Source organism: Streptomyces sp. NPDC101490 (genome assembly GCF_044767145.1).
Lineage (GTDB): Bacteria > Actinomycetota > Actinomycetes > Streptomycetales > Streptomycetaceae > Streptomyces.
The window spans coordinates 40,536-60,477 of the sequence record NZ_JBIWNI010000006.1 but is presented as its reverse complement, the minus strand read 5'-3'; the positions used below and the strand labels follow the sequence as shown (position 1 = coordinate 60,477).

The 19,942-nt window shown below is 70.6% G+C and carries 22 protein-coding genes and 1 tRNA gene; 15 read left to right on the top strand and 8 right to left on the bottom strand.

Annotated features, from left to right (window positions below; all coding sequences use genetic code 11):
- The first annotated feature begins 38 nt into the window (after nt 1–38).
- Nucleotides 39–443, top strand: coding sequence for a pyridoxamine 5'-phosphate oxidase family protein (locus tag ACIRQY_RS15150; protein ID WP_403925495.1), 405 nt, complete (start codon nt 39–41; stop codon nt 441–443).
- A 362-nt stretch (nt 444–805) separates the two neighbouring features.
- Here the strand turns inward: ACIRQY_RS15150 and ACIRQY_RS15145 are convergent, their stop codons facing one another.
- Nucleotides 806–1,126, bottom strand: coding sequence for a (2Fe-2S)-binding protein (locus ACIRQY_RS15145; protein WP_351785609.1), 321 nt, complete (start codon nt 1,124–1,126; stop codon nt 806–808).
- Nucleotides 1,123–1,395, bottom strand: a complete 273-nt coding sequence (locus ACIRQY_RS15140) for a hypothetical protein (protein ID WP_351785606.1) — start codon at nt 1,393–1,395, stop codon at nt 1,123–1,125. The genes ACIRQY_RS15145 and ACIRQY_RS15140 overlap by 4 nt, the downstream gene beginning before the upstream one ends.
- Nucleotides 1,396–1,523: 128 nt before the next feature.
- Between ACIRQY_RS15140 and ACIRQY_RS15135 the strand changes: the two genes are divergently transcribed.
- Nucleotides 1,524–2,507, top strand: a complete 984-nt coding sequence (locus ACIRQY_RS15135) for a helix-turn-helix transcriptional regulator (protein ID WP_403925491.1) — start codon at nt 1,524–1,526, stop codon at nt 2,505–2,507.
- A 98-nt stretch (nt 2,508–2,605) separates the two neighbouring features.
- A complete protein-coding gene (locus ACIRQY_RS15130) occupies nt 2,606–3,073 on the top strand; it encodes a hypothetical protein (protein ID WP_403925488.1) in 468 nt (155 codons plus the stop codon).
- Nucleotides 3,074–3,181: 108 nt separating this feature from the next.
- Here the strand turns inward: ACIRQY_RS15130 and ACIRQY_RS15125 are convergent, their stop codons facing one another.
- The 4 genes from ACIRQY_RS15125 to dnaK form a co-directional block, all read right to left on the bottom strand.
- On the bottom strand, nt 3,182–3,625 hold the full coding sequence (locus ACIRQY_RS15125; protein WP_351785598.1) for a heat shock protein transcriptional repressor HspR: 444 nt from the start codon (nt 3,623–3,625) through the stop codon (nt 3,182–3,184).
- A 4-nt stretch (nt 3,626–3,629) separates the two neighbouring features.
- Nucleotides 3,630–4,808, bottom strand: a complete 1,179-nt coding sequence (dnaJ, locus tag ACIRQY_RS15120; protein ID WP_403925485.1) for a molecular chaperone DnaJ — start codon at nt 4,806–4,808, stop codon at nt 3,630–3,632.
- A 90-nt stretch (nt 4,809–4,898) separates the two neighbouring features.
- Nucleotides 4,899–5,543 carry a nucleotide exchange factor GrpE gene (gene grpE / locus ACIRQY_RS15115; protein ID WP_351785593.1) on the bottom strand — a complete coding sequence of 215 codons (645 nt, stop codon included), beginning with the start codon at nt 5,541–5,543 and terminating at the stop codon, nt 4,899–4,901.
- Nucleotides 5,543–7,381 (bottom strand): molecular chaperone DnaK, encoded by a 1,839-nt coding sequence (gene dnaK / locus ACIRQY_RS15110; protein ID WP_351785590.1) that lies wholly within the window; start codon nt 7,379–7,381, stop codon nt 5,543–5,545. The genes grpE and dnaK overlap by 1 nt, the downstream gene beginning before the upstream one ends.
- Nucleotides 7,382–7,827: 446 nt before the next feature.
- On the opposite strand from dnaK, the gene ACIRQY_RS15105 reads away from it, so the two are divergent.
- From ACIRQY_RS15105 to ACIRQY_RS15095, 3 genes are all read left to right on the top strand, one after another.
- Nucleotides 7,828–8,358: a sugar transferase gene (locus ACIRQY_RS15105; protein ID WP_351785588.1), complete on the top strand. Its 531-nt coding sequence runs from the start codon at nt 7,828–7,830 to the stop codon at nt 8,356–8,358.
- Nucleotides 8,359–8,465: 107 nt separating this feature from the next.
- Nucleotides 8,466–10,742: a heterodisulfide reductase-related iron-sulfur binding cluster gene (locus ACIRQY_RS15100; RefSeq protein ID WP_403925480.1), complete on the top strand. Its 2,277-nt coding sequence runs from the start codon at nt 8,466–8,468 to the stop codon at nt 10,740–10,742.
- A gap of 308 nt (nt 10,743–11,050) precedes the next feature.
- On the top strand, nt 11,051–12,097 hold the full coding sequence (locus ACIRQY_RS15095) for a Yip1 family protein (RefSeq protein WP_403925477.1): 1,047 nt from the start codon (nt 11,051–11,053) through the stop codon (nt 12,095–12,097).
- A gap of 69 nt (nt 12,098–12,166) precedes the next feature.
- On the opposite strand, the gene ACIRQY_RS15090 is transcribed toward ACIRQY_RS15095, so the two are convergent.
- Entirely contained in the window at nt 12,167–12,664 is a 498-nt protein-coding gene (locus ACIRQY_RS15090; protein ID WP_366441932.1) for a phosphoribosyltransferase, read from the bottom strand.
- Between the two features lie 13 nt (nt 12,665–12,677).
- On the bottom strand, nt 12,678–13,253 hold the full coding sequence (dcd, locus tag ACIRQY_RS15085) for a dCTP deaminase (protein ID WP_351785576.1): 576 nt from the start codon (nt 13,251–13,253) through the stop codon (nt 12,678–12,680).
- A 402-nt stretch (nt 13,254–13,655) separates the two neighbouring features.
- Between dcd and ACIRQY_RS15080 the strand changes: the two genes are divergently transcribed.
- From ACIRQY_RS15080 to ACIRQY_RS15040, 9 genes are all read left to right on the top strand, one after another.
- A tRNA-Gly gene (locus ACIRQY_RS15080) sits at nt 13,656–13,726 on the top strand.
- 547 nt (nt 13,727–14,273) lie between these two features.
- A complete protein-coding gene (locus ACIRQY_RS15075) occupies nt 14,274–15,506 on the top strand; it encodes a helix-turn-helix domain-containing protein (RefSeq protein ID WP_403925473.1) in 1,233 nt (410 codons plus the stop codon).
- A gap of 55 nt (nt 15,507–15,561) precedes the next feature.
- Nucleotides 15,562–16,008 (top strand): hypothetical protein, encoded by a 447-nt coding sequence (locus tag ACIRQY_RS15070; protein ID WP_403925470.1) that lies wholly within the window; start codon nt 15,562–15,564, stop codon nt 16,006–16,008.
- Nucleotides 16,005–16,235: a hypothetical protein gene (locus tag ACIRQY_RS15065; RefSeq protein WP_403925467.1), complete on the top strand. Its 231-nt coding sequence runs from the start codon at nt 16,005–16,007 to the stop codon at nt 16,233–16,235. The genes ACIRQY_RS15070 and ACIRQY_RS15065 overlap by 4 nt, the downstream gene beginning before the upstream one ends.
- A gap of 258 nt (nt 16,236–16,493) precedes the next feature.
- Nucleotides 16,494–17,180, top strand: a complete 687-nt coding sequence (locus ACIRQY_RS15060) for an aspartyl/asparaginyl beta-hydroxylase domain-containing protein (protein WP_403925464.1) — start codon at nt 16,494–16,496, stop codon at nt 17,178–17,180.
- Nucleotides 17,181–17,217: 37 nt separating this feature from the next.
- The gene (locus tag ACIRQY_RS15055; protein ID WP_403925461.1) at nt 17,218–18,090 is read left to right on the top strand and encodes a hypothetical protein; all 873 of its coding nucleotides are present in this window, start codon (nt 17,218–17,220) and stop codon (nt 18,088–18,090) included.
- A complete protein-coding gene (locus ACIRQY_RS15050; protein ID WP_403925458.1) occupies nt 18,087–18,686 on the top strand; it encodes an LOG family protein in 600 nt (199 codons plus the stop codon). The genes ACIRQY_RS15055 and ACIRQY_RS15050 overlap by 4 nt, the downstream gene beginning before the upstream one ends.
- Nucleotides 18,683–19,126, top strand: a complete 444-nt coding sequence (locus tag ACIRQY_RS15045; RefSeq protein WP_403925455.1) for an orotate phosphoribosyltransferase — start codon at nt 18,683–18,685, stop codon at nt 19,124–19,126. The genes ACIRQY_RS15050 and ACIRQY_RS15045 overlap by 4 nt, the downstream gene beginning before the upstream one ends.
- 102 nt (nt 19,127–19,228) lie before the next feature.
- Nucleotides 19,229–19,870, top strand: coding sequence for an HAD family hydrolase (locus ACIRQY_RS15040; RefSeq protein WP_403925452.1), 642 nt, complete (start codon nt 19,229–19,231; stop codon nt 19,868–19,870).
- Nucleotides 19,871–19,942: the final 72 nt, after the last annotated feature.

The following is a 19,942-nucleotide window of genomic DNA, read 5'->3' as shown; positions in this document are numbered from 1 at the left end:
GATAGAAGAGGGGGCTCCTCACCCGCTATTTTCCGGACATGTCCACAGACCCGAGGAACCCCTCCGACTCGTACCTCAGCTTCTGGCGCGAGAACCACATCTGCACCCTGACGACCCCCCGCCCGGACGGCACCCCGCACGTCGTGGCGGTCGGCGCCACGTACGACCCGGAGAACGGGTACGCGCGGATCATCACCAACAGGAAGAGCCGTAAGGCGGCGAACGTCCTGGCGGCGGGCCCGGACGGCGCGCGGGTCGCGGTCTGCCAGGTGGACCGGGCGCGCTGGGCCACCCTGGAGGGCGTCGCGCACATCCGTACGGACCCGGCGGTCGTCGCGGACGCGGTCGCCCGCTACACGGAGCGGTACGGGCGCGTCCCGACGCCCAACCCGGACCGGGTCGTCGTCGAGATCGCCCTCACCCGGGCGATGGGCCGCGCCTGACACCGGGTGCCACGGGCCCTTCCGGGCGGCACGGGCGCCGGAGCCGAGCCGTGGGGGCGGCGCCGGAATCGTGGCTGCCAAGGAGACCGTGGCCGTGAAAGAGGCCATGGCTGTGAAAGAGGCCGTGGCCGTACCGGCGGCAGGGCCGTACGGCCGTCACAGCCGCACGGGAGCGCCCCACCGGGGCGCGCGCCGGACGGGGGCGGGCGCCGTACGGGGGCGGCCTCGTCACAGGGGCGGGCCCTCGCAAGGGCTCCGGCGCCGTACGGGCGCAGCACAGCGGCGCCATCGCGTTTCAGGTCCGCGATGGCGCCGCTGTGTGGGGGAAGTGCCTGAGCGATCTACAACGACGGGGGAATCGCTCAGGCACTGCGGGGGGTGGCGGTGATGGTCTCGGGTTCGATCAGCTGGTGGTCCCGCTGGTCGAGGTTGACGAAGATCATGCCGTACCGGACGGCACAGCGGATGGGCTGCGGGGCGCCCCGGGGGCGGCGCAGGCAGCGGTAGGCGCGGACGTCCTCGTCCTGCCCCCGCGCCACGACGACGGGCTCTCCGAACAGGGTGACCTTCAGCGCGTCACCACGGTGGGGGATGGCCGTGGCGAGGTCGACGAAGTGCCAGCCGGACCGGTAGGCCGTGGCCATCTCCCGGCGGAACCTGGGGTCGTCCTGCGGGAGGCTCACGCGCCCGCACCCTTGACGGCCCTGGGCGCGAACTCCCATGACGGCTCGGGAACACCGGCGACGACGTGCTCCCGGGGGGCGGACTCCCACGAGGGCTCGTCCGGCCCGGCCCACACCTCGTGTGCCGGAGTGCTCTCCCACGAGGGCTCGTCCGGCCCCGCCACGTGATGCGCCGGGGTGCTCTCCCACGAGGGCTCGCCGACGGCGAGTGCGCCGAGAGCAGCCGCCGCAACGGCTATGGCGCTAAGTGCACGAACCATCCTGGTCATGGCCGATCTCCACCTCTTTTGATCACTACCTCCCCCCCGCGAGTAAGACGATGGCTCACTCACGACCCTTTTCACCAGCCAACCCGGGCATCATGTTCCTGTAATTCATGACCCTGAGGGGGGTGCAAATGAGGCGAGAAGGCGACGAGTCCAGCCATAAGCACAGTCACGGTGAACTATGCGACCTGGGCAAGGAGCTCTACGCGAGCGCCCTGCGCACCGGCCGGATAGCCCGTGCCGACGCCGAGGCGGCCCCCTGCCTCAAGGAACTGTCCCTCCTGCACCCGGACCCCGACGACGGCGAATGGCTGCACCCGGTGCCGCCCTCGATCGCCCTCAACCAGCTGGTCCATCCCATCGAACGGGAGATCCAGGTCCGGCGGCAGCACGCGATAGCCCTGGCCGACGCTTTCGAGCCGTTCATGGCCATCCACACCCAGGACCCCTCGGGCACCCAGGCCATCACCGTCCTCGAAGGCCTCAGCGTCATCAACGCCACGCTGGACCGCGTCATGGACGAGTGCACCACCGAACTCCTCACCATCCAGCCCGGCAGCGGCCGCCGCCCCGAGACCCTCGAAGCCGCCCTCCGCCGGCTCGCCCCCCTCCTCGACCGGGGTGTCCGGATGCGGACCCTCTACCAGCACACGGCCCGCCACCATCCGGCCACCCTCGCCTACGTCGAGCGGGTCGCCCCCTACGGGCTCGAACTGCGCACCCTGGAAGAGATCGTCGACCGGCTGATCATCGTCGACCGCAAGGTCGCCTTCGTGCCCGCGCGCAGCGACCGCCAGGTCGCCCTCGAACTGCGCCACGAGGGCCTCGTCCAGTACCTCGTCGGCGTCTTCGACCAGTTCTGGCTGCACGGGGTCCCCTGGGAGGAAGTGATCCCCTACAGCCCCTCCGTGGACGGCATCGGCGGGGTCCAGCGCTCCATCGCCAAACTCCTCGTCGAGGGCCACGTCGACGAGGCCATCGCCCGCCGCCTCGGCATGAACGTGCGCACCTGCCGCGCCCACATCGCCAAACTCGCCGCCACCCTCGGCAGCGGCAGCCGGGCCCAGCTCGGCTACCTCATCGCCCAGTCGGGCATCCTCGACCAGGACGCCTGACGGCCCGGCCCGGCCCCCGGGCCGGCCCCCGGGCCGGTCACCCCGCCGCTCCAGCCCCGCCCAGCCCAGCCCAGCCCCGAACGGGAACACCGCACACCGTGTACGCACAGACCGACCTCGACGGACCCGCCGGAACCCTGCGGGTCTCCGGTCACGAACTGCCCACCGTGGAGCTCGTACGGGCCCCCGGGACCCGCCCCGACGCCCACACCCCCATCGGCACCCGCAGGGGCGCGCTGCTCGCGCTCACCGTCGACGGGGAACCGGTCGTCCTCAGGCCCGCGCGCGGACGGCTCCTGCGGTACTCCTACCGGGTGGACGCGCACACCGACGGCGTCCACTACCGGCTGGTGCCCTGCGGGAAGGACACCAGCAGGCTGCTCCGGGACGGACGGCGGCTGGGCACCCTGATCCGCGCGGGCGACGGCCGGATCATCGACCGCTGGGAGAGCGCCCCCACGCCCCGCGACCGCGCCCTCGGTACGGCCCTGGCCACCGCGTTCGGCACCGGCGCGTCCCCCTGGTGGAAGACGATCGGCAGCATCGTGGTCGAACTCATCCCGTAGGGAAGGGGGACGCATCCCGTAGGGGCGGGGCCAGTCCCTGGGTACGGGCCCCGGAAACGGCGCGAGGCCCCTCCCCCGAAAGGGAAGGGGCCTCGCACGACCCGTCTGTCACTCGCCCCGCTTGGGACGCCAGACCACCAGCGCGCTCGTCTGCTGCACGTCCTGGTACGGGACCAGGTCGCGCCGGTACGAGGCGTGCACCTGGGCCTCCCGCTGCCGCATCGCCGCCGCGGCCCCGTCGACGGCCGCCGACAGCTCCGCGATCCGGCTCTGCAACGCGGCGACCTGGTGCTCCAGTTCGATGATCCGCTTGATCCCGGCCAGGTTGATGCCCTCGTCCTGCGACAGCTGCTGCACCTGACGGAGCAGCTCGATGTCACGGGCCGAGTAGCGCCTGCCCCGGCCGGCCGTACGGTCCGGGGACACCAGACCGAGCCGGTCGTACTGACGCAGGGTCTGCGGATGCAGACCGGAGAGCTGGGCCGCCACCGAGATGACGTACACCGGCGACTCGTCGGTCAGTTCGTACGGATTGCGTCGGCGTCCGTCCACCGGGTCACGCTCCCTTCGCGGCCTGGAACAGCTCTACCCGGGGGTCCTCCGAGGCGGTCGCCTCGCGGTAGGTCTCCAGGGCCTCACGTGCCTTGTCGTCCAGTTCCTTCGGCACCGCGACCTCGACCGTCACGAGGAGGTCGCCCCGGGTGCCGTCCTTGCGGACCGCGCCCTTGCCCCGGGCGCGCATGGTCCGGCCGTTCGGGGTGCCCGGGGGCAGCTTGAGGGTGACCGGGGGCCCGCCGAGCGTCGGCACCTTGACCTCGCCGCCGAGCGCCGCCTCCGCGAAGGAGACCGGCACGGTCACGGTGAGGTTGTCGTCCTTGCGGCCGAAGACCGGGTGGGCGTCGACGTGCACGACGACGTACAGGTCGCCGTTCTGCCCGCCGCGCTCGCCCGGCGCTCCCTTGCCGCGCAGCCGGATCTTCTGGTTGTCGCTCACACCCGCCGGGATGCGGACCTGCATGGTCCGCGAGGACTTGGCGCGCCCGCTGCCCTTGCAGATCTCACACGGGTTCTCCGCGATCAGACCGCGGCCCTTGCAGTCCACGCACGGGTCGGTCAGCGAGAAACCGCCGCCGCTGCCGCGCGAGACCTGCCCGGTGCCGACACAGGTCGGGCAGACCCGGGGGGTGCCGTTCTTGTCGCCGGTGCCGGAGCACGCGGCGCACGGCTGCTGGCTGGACATCCGCAGCGGCACGGTGGCGCCCTCGATGGCCTCGGTGAAGCTGAGCGTCACCTCGGACTCGATGTCCTGGCCCCGCCGGGGCTGGGTGCGGGGACCCGCCCCGCCGCCCCGGTTGAACAGCCCGCCGAAGACGTCCCCGATCCCGCCACCGCCGCCGCCGAAGCCGCCGGCCCCGCCCTGGGCGCCCCCGAAGAGGTCGCCCAGGTCGAAGTTGAACGAGCCGCCGCCCCCGGGGCCGCCGGCCCGCAGGCCGCCGTTCCCGAAGAGGGCGCGGGCCTCGTCGTACTCCTTGCGCTTCTTGGGGTCGCCGATGACGTCGTTCGCCTCGGAGATCTCCTTGAAGCGCTCCTCGGCCCTGGCGTCGCCCTTGTTGGCGTCCGGGTGGTTCTCGCGGGCGAGCTTCCGGTACGCCTTCTTGATCTCGGCCTCGGTGGCGTCCTTGGGGACGCCGAGGACCTTGTAGTAGTCCTTCTCGACGAAGTCCTTCGTGCTCATCGACGTCCCTCCTTCCGGACTGCTCCGGTGTTCGTCCCTGCTCCGGTGGTCACCGGGGTCCCGGTGACCACCTCACCGAAGAGCGGTGCGTCACCCCTCGTCGGGGGCACCGCTCTCCTCGTCGGCGGACGGCTTCGCGTCGTCCTTGGCCGGTGCCGCGCCCGGCTGGGGCTCGGCGACGGCCACGCGGGCGGGCCGGATGGTCCGCTCGCCGATCCGGTACCCCGGCTGCAGGATCGCCACGCACGTCGTCTCCGTGACGTCCGGCGCGTACGAGTGCATCAGGGCCTCGTGGATCGTCGGGTCGAAGGGCTCGCCCTCCTTGCCGAACTGCTGCAGACCCATCTTGGCGACGACGGTCTCCATCGATTCGGCCACCGACTTGAACCCGCCCACGAGCTCGCCGTGGTCCCGGGCCCGGCCGACGTCGTCGAGCACCGGAAGGAGCTCGGCCAGGAGGTTCGCGACGGCGATCTCCTTGACCGTGATCCGGTCCCGCTCCACGCGGCGGCGGTAGTTCTGGTACTCGGCCTGGAGCCGCTGGAGGTCCGCGGTGCGCTCGTCGAGCGCGGTACGGGTCTGGTCCAGCTGCGCCAGCAGGGCTACATCCGTAGCGTCCCCGGCCGGGGCCGCCCCGTCCGCCTTGTCGGCGGGAGCGGCGGCCTCGGTCTCCTCGGGCGTGCCGTCGGCGGGGACGTCGGGCTTCTCCTCGAAGCCCGGGGTCTCCTCCGACATCAGACAGCGCCGCCCTTCGGCTTGTCCTCGTCCACGATCTCGGCGTCGACGACGTCGTCGTCGGCCTTGGCCTGGCCGGCGTCGCCGCCCGCGGCCTGCGCGGCCTGGGCGTCGGCGTACAGCGCCTGGCCGAGCTTCTGGGAGACGGCCGCGACCTTCTCGGTGGCGGTGCGGATCTCCGCGCTGTCCTCGCCCTTGAGCTTCTCCTTCAGCTCGGCGAGGGACGCCTCGACCTCGGTCTTGACGTCGCCGGGGACCTTGTCCTCGTTGTCCTTGAGGAACTTCTCCGTCTGGTAGACGAGCTGCTCGCCCTGGTTGCGGGACTCGGCGGCCTCGCGGCGGCGGTGGTCCTCGTCCGCGTACTGCTCGGCCTCCTGGCGCATCCGGTCGACCTCGTCCTTCGGCAGCGAGGAGCCGCCGGTGACGGTCATCTTCTGCTCCTTGCCCGTGCCCAGGTCCTTCGCGGTCACGTGCATGATGCCGTTGGCGTCGATGTCGAAGGCGACCTCGATCTGCGGGACGCCGCGCGGGGCCGGCGGGAGGCCGGTCAGCTCGAACATGCCGAGCTTCTTGTTGTACGCCGCGATCTCGCGCTCGCCCTGGTAGACCTGGATCTGCACGGACGGCTGGTTGTCCTCGGCCGTCGTGAAGATCTCGGACCGCTTGGTCGGGATCGTGGTGTTGCGCTCGATGAGCTTGGTCATGATGCCGCCCTTGGTCTCGATGCCGAGGGACAGCGGGGTCACGTCGAGGAGCAGGACGTCCTTGACCTCACCCTTGAGGACACCGGCCTGGAGCGCGGCGCCGATGGCGACGACCTCGTCCGGGTTGACGCCCTTGTTGGCGTCCTGGCCGCCGGTCAGTTCCCTGACGAGCTCGGCGACGGCGGGCATCCGGGTCGAACCGCCGACGAGGACGACGTGGTCGATCTCGGAGAGGTTGATGCCCGCGTCCTTGATGACGTTGCGGAACGGCACCTTGCAGCGGTCGAGCAGGTCGGACGTGAGCTGCTGGAACTGGGCGCGCGTGAGCTTCTCGTCCAGGTGCAGCGGGCCCTCGGCGGAGGCCGTGATGTAGGGCAGGTTGATCGAGGTCTCGGTCGAGGACGACAGCTCGATCTTCGCCTTCTCCGCGGCCTCGCGGAGACGCTGGAGAGCCATCTTGTCCTTGGCCAGGTCCACGCCGTGGCCGTTCTGGAACTGCGTCACCAGGTAGTCGACGACGCGCTGGTCCCAGTCGTCACCACCGAGGTGGTTGTCACCGTTGGTGGCCTTCACCTCGACGACGCCGTCGCCGATCTCCAGGAGGGACACGTCGAAGGTGCCGCCACCGAGGTCGAAGACGAGGATCGTCTGGTCGTCCTTGTCGAGGCCGTACGCCAGGGCGGCGGCGGTCGGCTCGTTGACGATGCGCAGGACGTTGAGGCCCGCGATCTCACCGGCCTCCTTGGTCGCCTGACGCTCGGAGTCGTTGAAGTACGCCGGGACGGTGATGACCGCGTCGACGACCTTCTCGCCCAGGTACGCCTCGGCGTCGCGCTTCAGCTTCTGCAGGATGAAGGCGCTCATCTGCTGCGGGTTGAAGTTCTTGCCGTCGATCTCGATCTTCCAGTCGGTGCCCATGTGGCGCTTGACCGACCGGATGGTCCTGTCGACGTTGGTGACGGCCTGACGCTTGGCCACCTCGCCGACGAGCACTTCGCCGTTCTTCGCGAAGGCGACGACGGACGGCGTGGTCCTGGCGCCCTCGGCGTTGGTGATGACGGTGGGCTCGCCGCCTTCGAGAACGCTGACGACGGAGTTAGTCGTGCCCAGGTCGATGCCGACCGCACGTGCCATTTCGATTCCTCCAGCTGACTGACTTGAGTGGAACTGACTCAAGGATGCATGACACCCGCATCAGAGTCAACAGACCTGAGCGCAGGTGACTCAACTCTTCGTCCGCCCATCCGCTCAGAGCGGCCCCGGGCGGGCATGGAACGCGTCATTCCGACCCGCCGGAGCGGCGCGCGTCGCTCCGGGACCCGGCGGGGTGGCGCATGAGAGAGTCCGGTTGCCCCATGACGGGCAAAGCTGCCATATACCACGAATATCCCACGAATAACCCATGATCTCGCGTCCCGGGGATCTCCGTCCGCCGCCCGGAAGGAGCGGTGGACACCGCGTCCCGCACGGGCGCGGCGACCCGGCGCCCGCGCGGGCGCCGGGGGACGACCGGGCCCGCCCGGCGCCCGGAGGACACGGGGGACGACGGGGCTCGCCGGACGTTCGGAAGGGTGCGGGAAATGACGGGCAAGCGCGTGTTCGACGTCCTGGGCGGGCTCGCCCTCCTGGTCGTGCTGTCGCCGGTCCTCGCGGCCGTCGCCCTGTCGCTCGCGCTCGGCGGGGCGGCCCCCGGGAGGCGCGTTCCACCCGCGCCCGGCGGGGCGGCGGCCCCCGAGGGGCGCGTCCTGCGCCGCCGCACGGTGGCGGGCCTGGACGGGCACCCCTTCACCATGCTGACCTTCCGCACCCGGAGCCCGCTGGGCGCGCTGCCCCTGCTGCTGCACGTCGTCGGCGGCCGGATGTCACTGGTCGGGCCGTGTCCGCTGGCCCCGGCCCACCGCGAGTGCGCGGGCGAGGGCCGCCGCCGGCTCTCCGTACGCCCCGGGCTGACCGGCCCCTGGCAGATCAGCGGGCGCTCGGAGCTGCCGTGGGAGGAACGCGAGCTGCTGGACCTGCACTACGTGGACCACCACTGGCTGGGAACGGACCTGACCATCCTGGCGCGTACGCTTCCAGCTGTCCGCAGGCGGCGCGCGGCAAGGTTTGCCTGAGCGACACAGATCACCGCGAACGCCGCTACAGCACGGAGCCCCGAACGGGTAATCTCTGCACGGACTCCATAAGTTACTGCTTAGTAGGCCCGCCCGAGGAGCCCTTCATGCAACTCGCCGCGATCATCGTGTCGCTGACCCTGACCGTGGTCGGCGTTGCTCTGCTCGCTCGCGCCGTCGGCCAGTTCGTCCGGTACTTCAAGCTGGGACAGCCCGTCCCCGCGGGCAGCCGGACGGACAACCCCTACCAGCGGAGCGTGACGCTCGTCCGGGAGTTCCTCGGCCACACGCGCATGAACCGCTGGGGCATCGTCGGCTTCGCCCACTGGTTCGTCGCCGTGGGCTTCCTGACCCTGCCGCCCACCCTGGCCCAGGCGTTCGGCCAGCTCTTCCGGGCGGACTGGACGCTGCCGGTCATCGGCGGCTTCCTGCCGTTCGAGCTGTACATCGAGTTCATCGGCGTGATGACGATCCTCGGCATCGCCGTGCTGATGGCCGTCCGGCTGCTGAGCCTCCCGGGCCGGGCCGGCCGCAAGTCCCGCTTCGCCGGCTCCAAGGCGGGCCAGGCGTACTTCGTCGAGTACGTGATCCTCACCATCGGCCTCGCCATCTACGTGCTGCGCGGCCTGGAGGGCGCGATCCACCACGTCCAGGGCTACGAGGCGGCCTACTTCGCCTCGTACCCCCTGGTCATGCTCTTCGAGGGCCTGAGCGTCGGCACCCTGCAGACCCTGATCTACTTCACCGCCATGGTGAAGATCAGCACCTCGTTCATCTGGATGATCGTGGTCTCGCTGAACACCAACATGGGCGTCGCCTGGCACCGCTTCCTCGGCTTCCCGAACATCTGGTTCAAGCGGAACGCGGACGGCGCCACCGCGCTCGGCGGGCTCCTGCCGATGACCACCGGCGGCCAGGAGATCGACTGGGAGGACCCGGCCGAGGACGCCGTCTTCGGCGTCTCCCAGGTCGAGCAGTTCTCCTGGAAGGGCCTCCTCGACTTCTCCACCTGCACCGAGTGCGGCCGCTGCCAGTCGCAGTGCCCCGCCTGGAACACCGGAAAGCCCCTCTCTCCCAAGCTCCTCGTCATGTCGCTGCGCGACCACGCGCACGCCAAGGCCCCGTACCTCCTCGCGGGCGGCGGCAAGACCGCCGAGGGCGAGGAGAAGGCGTCCGAGGAACAGCTCAAGGACGTTCCCGCCGCCGCCCTCGCGGAGGCCGAGCGCCCCCTCATCGGCACCGCCGAGGAGAACGGCGTCATCGACCCCGACGTCCTGTGGTCCTGCACCACCTGCGGCGCCTGCGTCGAGCAGTGCCCGGTGGACATCGAGCACATCGACCACATCGTCGACATGCGCCGCTACCAGGTGATGATCGAGTCCGCGTTCCCGTCCGAGGCGGGCACGATGCTCAAGAACCTGGAGAAGAAGGGCAACCCCTGGGGCCTGGCGAAGAAGCAGCGCGTCGAGTGGACCAAGGAGGTCGACTTCGAGGTCCCGATCGTCGGCAAGGACATCGAGGACCTCACCGAGGTCGACTACCTGTACTGGGTCGGCTGCGCGGGCGCCCTCGAAGACCGCGCCAAGAAGACCACCCGGGCCTTCGCCGAACTCCTCCACATCGCGGGCGTCAAGTTCGCGATCATGGGCGGCGACGAGAAGTGCACCGGTGACTCCCCGCGCCGCCTGGGCAACGAGCCGCTGTTCCAGCAGCTCGGCCAGGAGAACGTCGCCATGCTGAACATGGCGTTCGGCGAGTCCCTCGACGAGGACGGGAGCGTGGACGAGTCGACGAAGAAGCCGAAGTCGGCGAAGAAGATCGTCTCGACCTGCCCGCACTGCTTCAACACCATCGCCAACGAGTACCCGCAGCTCGGCGGCGAGTACGAGGTCATCCACCACACCCAGCTGCTCCAGCACCTCATCGACGAGGGCAGGCTGGTCCCGGTGACCCCGGTCGAGGGCCTCATCACCTACCACGACCCCTGCTACCTGGGCCGTCACAACAAGGTCTACACGCCGCCGCGCGAGATCATGTCCGCCGTCCCCGGGCTGCGCCAGCAGGAGATGCACCGCCACAAGGAGCGCGGCTTCTGCTGCGGCGCCGGTGGTGCCCGGATGTGGATGGAGGAGCGGATCGGCAAGCGCATCAACAACGAGCGCGTCGACGAGGCCCTGTCCCTCAACCCGGACATCGTCTCCACCGCCTGCCCGTTCTGCCTGGTCATGCTGACCGACTCGGTCAACGGCAAGAAGAACGAGGGCAAGGCCAAGGAGTCCGTCCAGGTCGTGGACGTCGCCCAGCTGCTCCTCGAATCGGTCAGGACTCCGGCCGACCCGGAGCCCGCCGGGGACCCGGAGCCGGAGCCCGAGCCGGCGGTCTGAACCGACGGTCCGGGCCGCCGGTCCGGACGGTGTGAACCGACGGTCCGGGCCAGGAACACCGGGAACGCCAGGAACGCCAGGAACACTGGAGGGCCGCCCCGCGCACATCGCGCGGGGCGGCCCTTCGGCCGTCGGGGCGGGTGCCGGGGCCGTGAACGGAACCGGCCGGGGACCGACCGGAACGCCCCCGGGAGTCCCTCAGGAGGCCTCGGGGAGGCCCCTGACGATCCCCTAGGGGATGTCACAGCTCCGTGGCAACCCGGACGCGGAGGAGCACGGAGACACCGGGAGCGGGTACGTTCCTTGACGTGGCTGGATTCAGGAACGGACGCGGCCGGGACAACCGCAACCCTCAGCAACCGCAGCAGGCCCCTTACGGGCCCCCGGCGGCCCCGCCGCCGTACCCGCAGCAGCAGTGGCCCGAGCAGGGCCAGGGCCGGGGCCAGGCCCCGTACGGGCAGCGGGGCGGACACCCCCAGGACGGCGGACAGCCGTACGGGGGTCAGCAGCGGGGCGGACAGCCGTACGGCGGCCGGTCCCAGGGCGGGCACGGTCAGCAGCCGTACGGCGGACAGCCCCCGCACCACGGGCAGGACGGGCGTGGCGGCCGGGGCGGACAGCCCCCGTACGGCGGACGGCCCCAGGGCGGACACGGCGGACAGCCGTACGACGAGCCCGAGTACTTCGGGGACCCCTACGGGCAGCAGCAGCACCCCGGAGCCGCCGCCGCGAACAATCCGGGTCACACCCAGATGTTCAGCGTCGACGACCCCTACGGGCAGGCCGCGCCCCCCGCCGCCCCCGTCCCCACGGGCCCCCGGCTCCCCTGGAAGGGCCTCCTGAGCGGCATCGTGCTGCGTCCGGCGGACACCTTCCTCCAGATGCGGGACCACGCCGTCTGGGGCCCGGCGCTCGTCGTCACCTTCCTCTACGGGCTCCTCGCGATCTTCGGCTTCGACAAGGCGCGCGAAGAGGCGATCAACGCGACCCTGTCGACGGCCGTCCCGTACGTCCTGATGACCGCGACGGGCTTCGTCCTCGGCGGGCTCATCCTGGGCGCGGTCACGCACACGCTCGCCCGGCAGCTCGGCGGCGACGGCGCCTGGCAGCCGACCGTGGGCCTCTCCATGCTGATCATGTCGATCACGGACGCCCCGCGCCTGGTCTTCGCGCTCTTCCTGGGCGGCGAGAACGGCCTGGTCCAGGTGATCGGCTGGCTGACCTGGCTGGCGGCGGGCGCGCTCTTCACCCTGATGATCAGCCGCTCGCACGACCTGCCGTGGCCGAAGGCCCTGGGCGCGTCGGCGATCCAGCTGGTGGCCCTGCTGAGCCTGATCAAGCTGGGCACGCTGTAGAAGCACGCGCTACGAGGAGAAGGCCCCCGCCGACGCCCGGCGGGGGCCTTCTCCGTACCGCTCGGCGGCTCAGGCGTCGAGGATCTGGCCCTCGCGCCGGACGACGGGCGGCTCGACCGACCAGGGGAAGTTGATCCACTCGTCGGTCTTCTTCCACACGTACTCGCACTTCACGAGGGAGTGGGACTTCTCGTAGACGACGGCCGAGCGGACCTCGGCGACGTGGTCGACACAGAAGTCGTGGACGAGCTTGAGGGTCTTGCCGGTGTCGGCGACGTCGTCGGCGATCAGCACCTTCTTGTCGCTGAAGTCGATCGCGTTCGGCACCGGCGCCAGCATGACCGGCATCTCCAGGGTCGTCCCCACGCCTGTGTAGAACTCCACGTTCACCAGGTGGATGTTCTTGCAGTCCAGGGCGTAGGCCAGACCACCGGCGACGAAGACGCCGCCCCGGGCGATGGAGAGCACGATGTCCGGCTCGTAGCCGTCGTCGGCGATGGCCTGCGCCAGCTCGCGGACCGCCCGCCCGAATCCCTCGTACGTCAGGTTCTCGCGTACGTCACTCATGTCTGCGACCGCCTCACACCTGGGTCCGATGGAAGTTCAGGAAGGAACGGGAGGCCGTCGGCCCCCGCTGGCCCTGGTACCGGGAGCCGTACCGCTCGCTGCCGTACGGGAACTCGGCGGGCGAGCTGAGCCGGAACATGCACAGCTGCCCGATCTTCATCCCCGGCCAGAGCTTGATCGGCAGGGTGGCGAGGTTCGACAGCTCCAGGGTCACGTGGCCCGAGAAGCCGGGGTCGATGAACCCGGCGGTGGAGTGGGTGACGAGCCCGAGCCGCCCGAGGGAGCTCTTCCCCTCCAGCCGGGAAGCGATGTCGTCGGGGAGGCCGATGACCTCGTAGGTGGAGGCGAGCACGAACTCGCCGGGATGCAGGATGAACGCCTCGTCGCCCTCCGGCTCGACCTCACGGGTGAGGTCCAGCTGCTCGACGGCGGGGTCGATGTGGGGGTACCGGTGGTTCTCGAACACCCGGAAGAAGCGGTCAAGCCTCACGTCGATGCTCGAGGGCTGCACCATGGATTCGTCGTACGGGTCGATGCGCACCCGTCCGGCATCGATCTCGGCCCGGATGTCCTTGTCTGAGAGAAGCACGTCCCCACGATACGCAGAGGGCGCGGACCTGCCCCAATCGGCGTTCGTCCGCGCCCCGGCCACCGTCAGCGCCGTCCGGCCTCCACGGGCACGGCATTCCGCAGCCGCGCACACCTCGGACACCGGATGAGCCGCCCCGGCCCGATCCGCCCGGCCCCGAGCTGCTGAAGCGGGAACGAAGCGGTACTGAACACGTGCCCCTCGGCACAACGGACGACGGTGCGCTCCATCGGACCCATCAAGTCCCTTCCCCTACACATGTGGTGGACGAGAAGCCACATTAGGGGATCAACGGGACACCCTCCAGCACGGCACTCCGCACCCGGAAAACCACGAGCTTCGACTCAAGTGGCACATGGGGTACAGTGTGCAACGATGCGGCACGGATCACCCGTCCGCTACGCGGATGTAGTTTAATGGTAGAACATGAGCTTCCCAAGCTTATAGCGCGGGTTCGATTCCCGTCATCCGCTCTTGAACGAAGGCCCCGGTCACAGACCGGGGCCTTCGTCGTTGTCCGGACCGCTTGGGGTCGGCGTGCCACTCGCGTTCCATAGGAGACCTCGCATGAGGTCAGGGCGCTGGGTGGCGGGCAGCATGATCCGAAGCCCACCCCGCCGTACGTGCGATTGGGTGATGATCACGCCGTGATCGTGGATCTGAGCAACTACGAGCTGGTGTGGCCGACATCGCTGTTCGTGTCGGAAGGGGAACGCATCCTGAGGACCAAGGGCTCCCAGTCCTCGTGGGAAGAACGCGTGGAGTGGCTCCTGACGGAGGCCCTGGTCGGATGGAGTGCTGGTAGATCAGCTGAGTTCGCTCCGAGGACTGGACGGCCCTTTGTGGGCGGAGCCGTTCCGGTTCGGAACAGGGCAACCGCCGAGCCTCTCTGCATCGCAGCAAGAATCCGTCTGACGTCTCTCGCGCCCGCGTCCATATGAGTACCGTGCTGGTGACGAACTCCGCACGGACAGCCCGGCGCACCCCGCGCGGAAGCCCGGCGGTCGGGGAGGTGTCCTGATGCTGGAGGAAGCCGAGGAGATCGGCCGGCGCGTCCGCAGGGCGAGGCTGCGCCTCGGGATGCCACAGGCCGACCTGGCCACGGCCCTGGGGAAGTCGCAGGGCTGGGTGTCGAAGATGGAGCGGGGCCTGATCGAGCTGGACCGGGTCGGGCTGCTCAACCAGGTGGCCGCCGAGCTGCACGTCCATCCGAACGACCTGATCGGCCGCCCGTACAGCAGCTCTCCCGACGACAACCAGTGGCAGATCGCCGCCTCGTCGATCCTGCGCGAGCTGCGCCGCTACGACCTCGCCCCCGTCTTCGACGGGACGCCGAGGCCCGCGCCGCAGCTGTGGCGGGAGGTGACACGGCTCCACCGGCTCCGGGACACCGCCTCCAACGTATCGATCCTCCGCGTCCTGCCCGACCTGTTCCGCGAGGCCCGCGCGCTGGCGGAAGCCTCGGAGGAGGGGCACGAGCGGGAGGAGGCGTACGCGATCTACGCGGTGTGCTGCAAGTTCGCGCACACCGCCGCCCACTCCCTCGGCCACCCCGAGCTCGTGGCGATGGCCTGCGAGCGGGCCGCGTGGTCGGCGCGGCTGTCCGGGGATCCCGTGCTGCCCGCAGTCGCGGACTGGATGCGGGTGTGGGACATGTGGGCGACGGCCGACTGGGCGGACGCGCTGACCCTCTCGGACAAGGCGATCGGGTCGGTGCAGCAAGCATACGAGCACGGCGACCCGTTGGCCGTACGGGCCTGGGGCACGCTCCAGCTCCGGGCGGCGATCTCGGCGGCCCGCGCCGGTCGAGCATCCGAGGCGGAGGACCGGATCGGGTACGCGAAGGACGCCGCCGAGCGGATGGACGCGTACGCCGGAGTACCGGTGTACGACCGGCACTCGCTGACCTTCTCCTCCGGGAACGTGCAGATCCACGCCATCAGCGTGGCCCTGGAGATGGGCGAGCAGGGCAAGGCCCTGGAGATAAACCGCCGCACCAGTCCCGAACTCGTCGGCGCGCTCCCCAACTCCCGCCAAGGACACCACCACATGGACATCGCGCGGGCCTGGCTGTGGGACGGCAACCGGGACAAGGCCCTCGCCGAGCTGGAGACCGCCGAGCGGATCGCGCCCCAGCTCGTACGAAACCACCCCATCGCCCGTTCCACGCTCCGGGGCATCGTGTACGCCGAACGGGCAGCCACGCGCGAGAAGTTGCGGCGCATGTCCGACCGCTTTCACCTGGACGGATAGGGGTCGTATTCCTCCGGCTCATATTCGGGGTCCCAGCCGTCCCTAACTTCGGGGCATGACCGGACGACGCACACCCCATCTATCCACCCAGGGAGCCGAGTTACGTACGACGGCTCCCTTCGCACCCCGACTCGGTGACCTCGCCACCGACACCGCCCGTAGCGGCCGTGTCGGTGTCGTGATCACCCTCCCGGGCCAGGACTCCGCCACCACCTATCACCTGCGCCCGCCCGGCGGCGGCCCCACCTGGTCCGCGCCTGCGGACGCCTCCACGCTGCGGCCGGTGTCCGCGCGGATCACGCACACCACCCTTCTGCCCGACGAGGACGCGGTCTACGACCCGTGCACCCGCCAGGGCTCGGTGCCCGTCGTGTTCCACTTCGAGGACGGATCGGCCAGCGAGGGCGCTCTCGTCCTCACCCCGGCGGACCTGGAACGGCTTCACGCCCAGACCAAGCACCTTCTCGCGAGCGACGAGAAGGCCACCGGTGACCTCACATGAGCGGGTCCCGCCACCGTCGGCCGACCGTGCGCGTCCTCGCTCCCGCACGCGTACGGACTGACCGCAGCAGCCGGTACGCGCTGACGTTCCTCGCTCTCGCCGGCCTGGCCGCGCCTGCCTGGACCTTGCGGTCCCATGCCGATCAGCTCATCGACCTCTCCGGACGCAGACCTGCTCCCGTGGCCGTACCGGGCGGGCTTCCGCTGCCCGGCGCCACCGACCACTGAACGGCCCTCCGCCGAGGAGACCCGGAGCCTCCCCCGCGCCACTCCCGCACCACTCGGCGGAGGGCGACCAGCCACGTACCCCTTCCCTCTTCCGAGACGCGGACGGTGACCCATGGACCACACCCTGACCACCCTCGCCGGGCAGATCGCCCAGCTCGACGCCGTCGACCCCGCTCGTCTGGAGCGGATGCGCCACGAGGTGCTGACGGCCCAGGCGCCCTGGAAGGCCGAGTACAGCTCCTACCAGTCGGGAGGCTGGTGGACGACATCGCTGATGAACGCGTCGGCGACGCCGCCGACGTCACGATCGGCGACTGCGCGGCCAGGCCGACCGACCTGCTGGAACAGATGCCGACCACCGCCGCCCTGCTGACCGAACTCGGCCTGAACTACATGTGGGTACGGCTCGCCCGGCTTGAGCCCAACGCCTTCCTTTGGGAGCACCGCGACTACGACGAGCTCGACCAGGTCGAGCGGCACCGGCTGCACATCCCCCTCCACACCAACACGTCGGCGTTCCTCGTAACAGGCGGTTCCAAGGTGCACATGACCGGCGGACGGATCTGGCGGCTGACGCCGACGTACGCCCACGGCGTCTGCAACCTGCTGGGGCCGGACCGGATCCACCTGATCGCCGACGTGTACGCCGACGACACCTTCCACCGTCTCGCCCGCCGCCCCACCCTCGACCCCGGCTCCGTCGAGCCCCTTCCCCCGGCCGGTCCGACGGTCGTCGCCGAGCGGCTCCAGGCCGCCCGCAGCATGGTCCGCCTCGGCTATACGGACGCGGCCGAGCGCCTGCTGCTGCGGCTCTTCTACACGTACGCGCTGCCCGAGGGGGCGGTCTACGACCTGATCGCCGAGCTGCACACCTCGCTCGGCGACGAGGAGGCCGCCACGCGCTGGACGACGGCGAAGCGCCGTCTCCTCGCTCTGACGGCCTGACCGGCATCACCCGCTGATTTCCGATCGGAGGACGCACGTGCCCACCCTGCACCTGGCGGAACTCACCGTCGCCAACCGCCCGTCCCAGCTCCCGCTGCTGTCCCGGCTCGCCGACGCCCTGGCTGCCTCCCCGGCCGTCACGCACCTGATGGTGCGCGGGTCGCTGGCCCACGGGACCGCCGACCGCCTCTCCGACGTCGACTTCGTCGTCGGCGTCCAGGACGCCGCCCTGCCCGCGTTCACCGAGGCCCTGGACGACGTGATGTCCGTCGAGGCCGGTGCCCTGCTGCCCGGCTGGCGCGACACGATCGTGGCCGACCTCGGCGGCGTCGGCATGGTCTTCCTCGTCCCCGACGAGGGCCACCTGCACCAGATCGACCTCTACATCGTGCCCGCGTCGCGCGTCCCGAGCCTCCGGGCCACCGTCGCCACCGCCCTGCTCCTCGACCGCGAGCCGGCCCTCGCCCCGGCCGAGGAATCCGCAGCCGCGGAACGATTCGCGGCCGAGTTCCTCGCCCGGCCCCGTACGTGCGTCGAGCTGTTCATCGAGCACCTGGTGCTGGCCGTCCTGCTTCGCAAGCGCATCAAGCGCGGCCAGCGATTCGTGGCGTACTCCGAGTGGCACCGCCTCCACACCGCGACGAAGGACCTGATCAAGGCCGCTCTGGCCCCGACCTCGCGGTTCTGGGGCTGGTACCAACTGCGCGAGGAGCTCGTCCTCACCCCGATCGGCCGGGCCTGCCTCGGCGACCTGGAGGCGGCGATCAGCGGACGGGCCGTCCCCGCCGCCGCTGACGTGGACGCGGCCGTCGAACGGACGCTCGCCCTGGTCGAGCGGACCTGCCCCGAGGTACTGAACGGCCTGGAGGACGCCATCGTGGCGTACCGCACCTACCTGGACCTGATGTGAACGGGCTCCGCCTCGCGCGCACGGTCACCGATGGGGCCCCAGCGGGCCGTACCGGCGTCTTCTTCGGCGGGGTACGCGCCGCCTCCGGCGACGAGGAGAAGCTGGCCGAGGAGGCCGGCCGGACCCTGGCCGAGGCCGGATACGCGCTCCTGCACGGCGGCTACAACGGCCTGATGGAAGCCGCCGCGCGGGGAGCCTCGTCCGGAGGAGCCCTGGTCACCGCCGTGACCCTCATCGACAAGCACGACAAGTGGGGCGCGTTCAACCCGTACGCCACCGCGTCCGTCCACCTGCCCGACCTCGGCACCCGGCTCAACCACTACCTGGACCACGCCGACCTCGTCGTGGCCATGGGCGGCGGCATCGGCACCCTCCACGAGCTGACCGCCGCCGTCTACTACGCGACCACGATCCGGCCCGTACCGATCGTGCTCGCCGGGACCACTGCGCTGCGCCTGCTCGCCTTCCTGCGCGAGGAGAAGTGGCTGTACGAGACCCCGGCCCGCCCCCTCGGCTTCCTCCACGCCACCGAGACCGCCAGCGCTTTCCGCGACCGACTCGCCTCGCTTCACACCCCACCGATCGGAGGATCATGACCACCGACACCCGGCTGTCCGACCTCACCGTCCGGCTCGCCGAAACCGCCCTCGTCACCGCTCCCTTCCACCTCGCCGACGGCGCGAAGCTCGACAGCTACTTCGACGAGTACCGCCTGGCCGCAAACCCCGAGCTCCTGCGCGACACCGCCACCGCCATGGCCGACCGCGTCCCCGCCGACGCCCAGCTGCTCGCCGGCATCGAGCTCGGCGGAGTCCCCCTCGTCGTCGCCCTGTCCGCCGCCACCGGCCTACCCGCCGTCTTCCTGCGCCGCCGCCCGAAGGGGTACGGCTCCCGTCGGCAGATCGAGGGCGCGTCCTTCGACGGCCGCCGGACCGTCCTGGTCGACGATGTGGTCCGCTCCGGCGAGCAGTTGCTCGGCATGGCCGGCCTCCTGCGCATCGCTGGAGCACCGGTCCACGATGCGCTGTGTGCTTGAGCGCCCGCTCGGCGGGCGCAGCCTGCTGGCAGATCACAACGTCGCTCTCCACTCCCTCCTCACCGAGGCCGACCTGCCTGCGCCCCGGAAGGACGGGGCCGAGTGAAGCGGGCCGTGCTGTTCGACCTCGACGGCGTCCTCGTCGACAGCCACCACGCCCAGCTCGCCACCCTCGCGGGCTTCGCGACCTCCGCCCTCGGCCGCCGCGTCACCATCGCCGACCTTCCGTCCTGGGCCGCGACCACCCCGCGCGAGCACGTCCTCGCCGAACTGGGCCACGTGGGAACGATCGACCAGGACCGCTGGGATGCGGCGATGGCCACAGCCACCCTCACCACCGAGGTGTTCCCGTTCGCCACCAAAGCCCTCACCGCGCTCCGGGCAGCCGCTGTCACCACAGGCATCGTGACCCTGCGCAACCGCCGCCGAGTCGACTGGCTCCTGCCACCCGACATCCTCGGCCTGCTCGATGTCATCGTCTGTTACGAGGACGCGGCACCGAAGCCCGCCCCTGATGGCCTCCTGCTCGCCCTCGGCAAGCTCGGCGTGGCACCCGCCTACGCCGTGTTCCTCGGCGACATGCCGTCCGACATGCACGCGGCCCGAGCGGCGGGCGTGACACCGATCGGCGCCGGGTGGGGCTTCTCCAGCCCGACGGCGCTCACCCGGGCCGGCGCCACCGTCGTCCTGCCCCGAGCCGACGACCTCGCCGACACGCTCCTGTCCCTGACCTCAATGGAGTGACGGGGCGGAAAACCTCAGCGATCTTGACTGTCGACCCGCTACCGTGGGTGGTGCAGTGTCAGCGGACCGTTG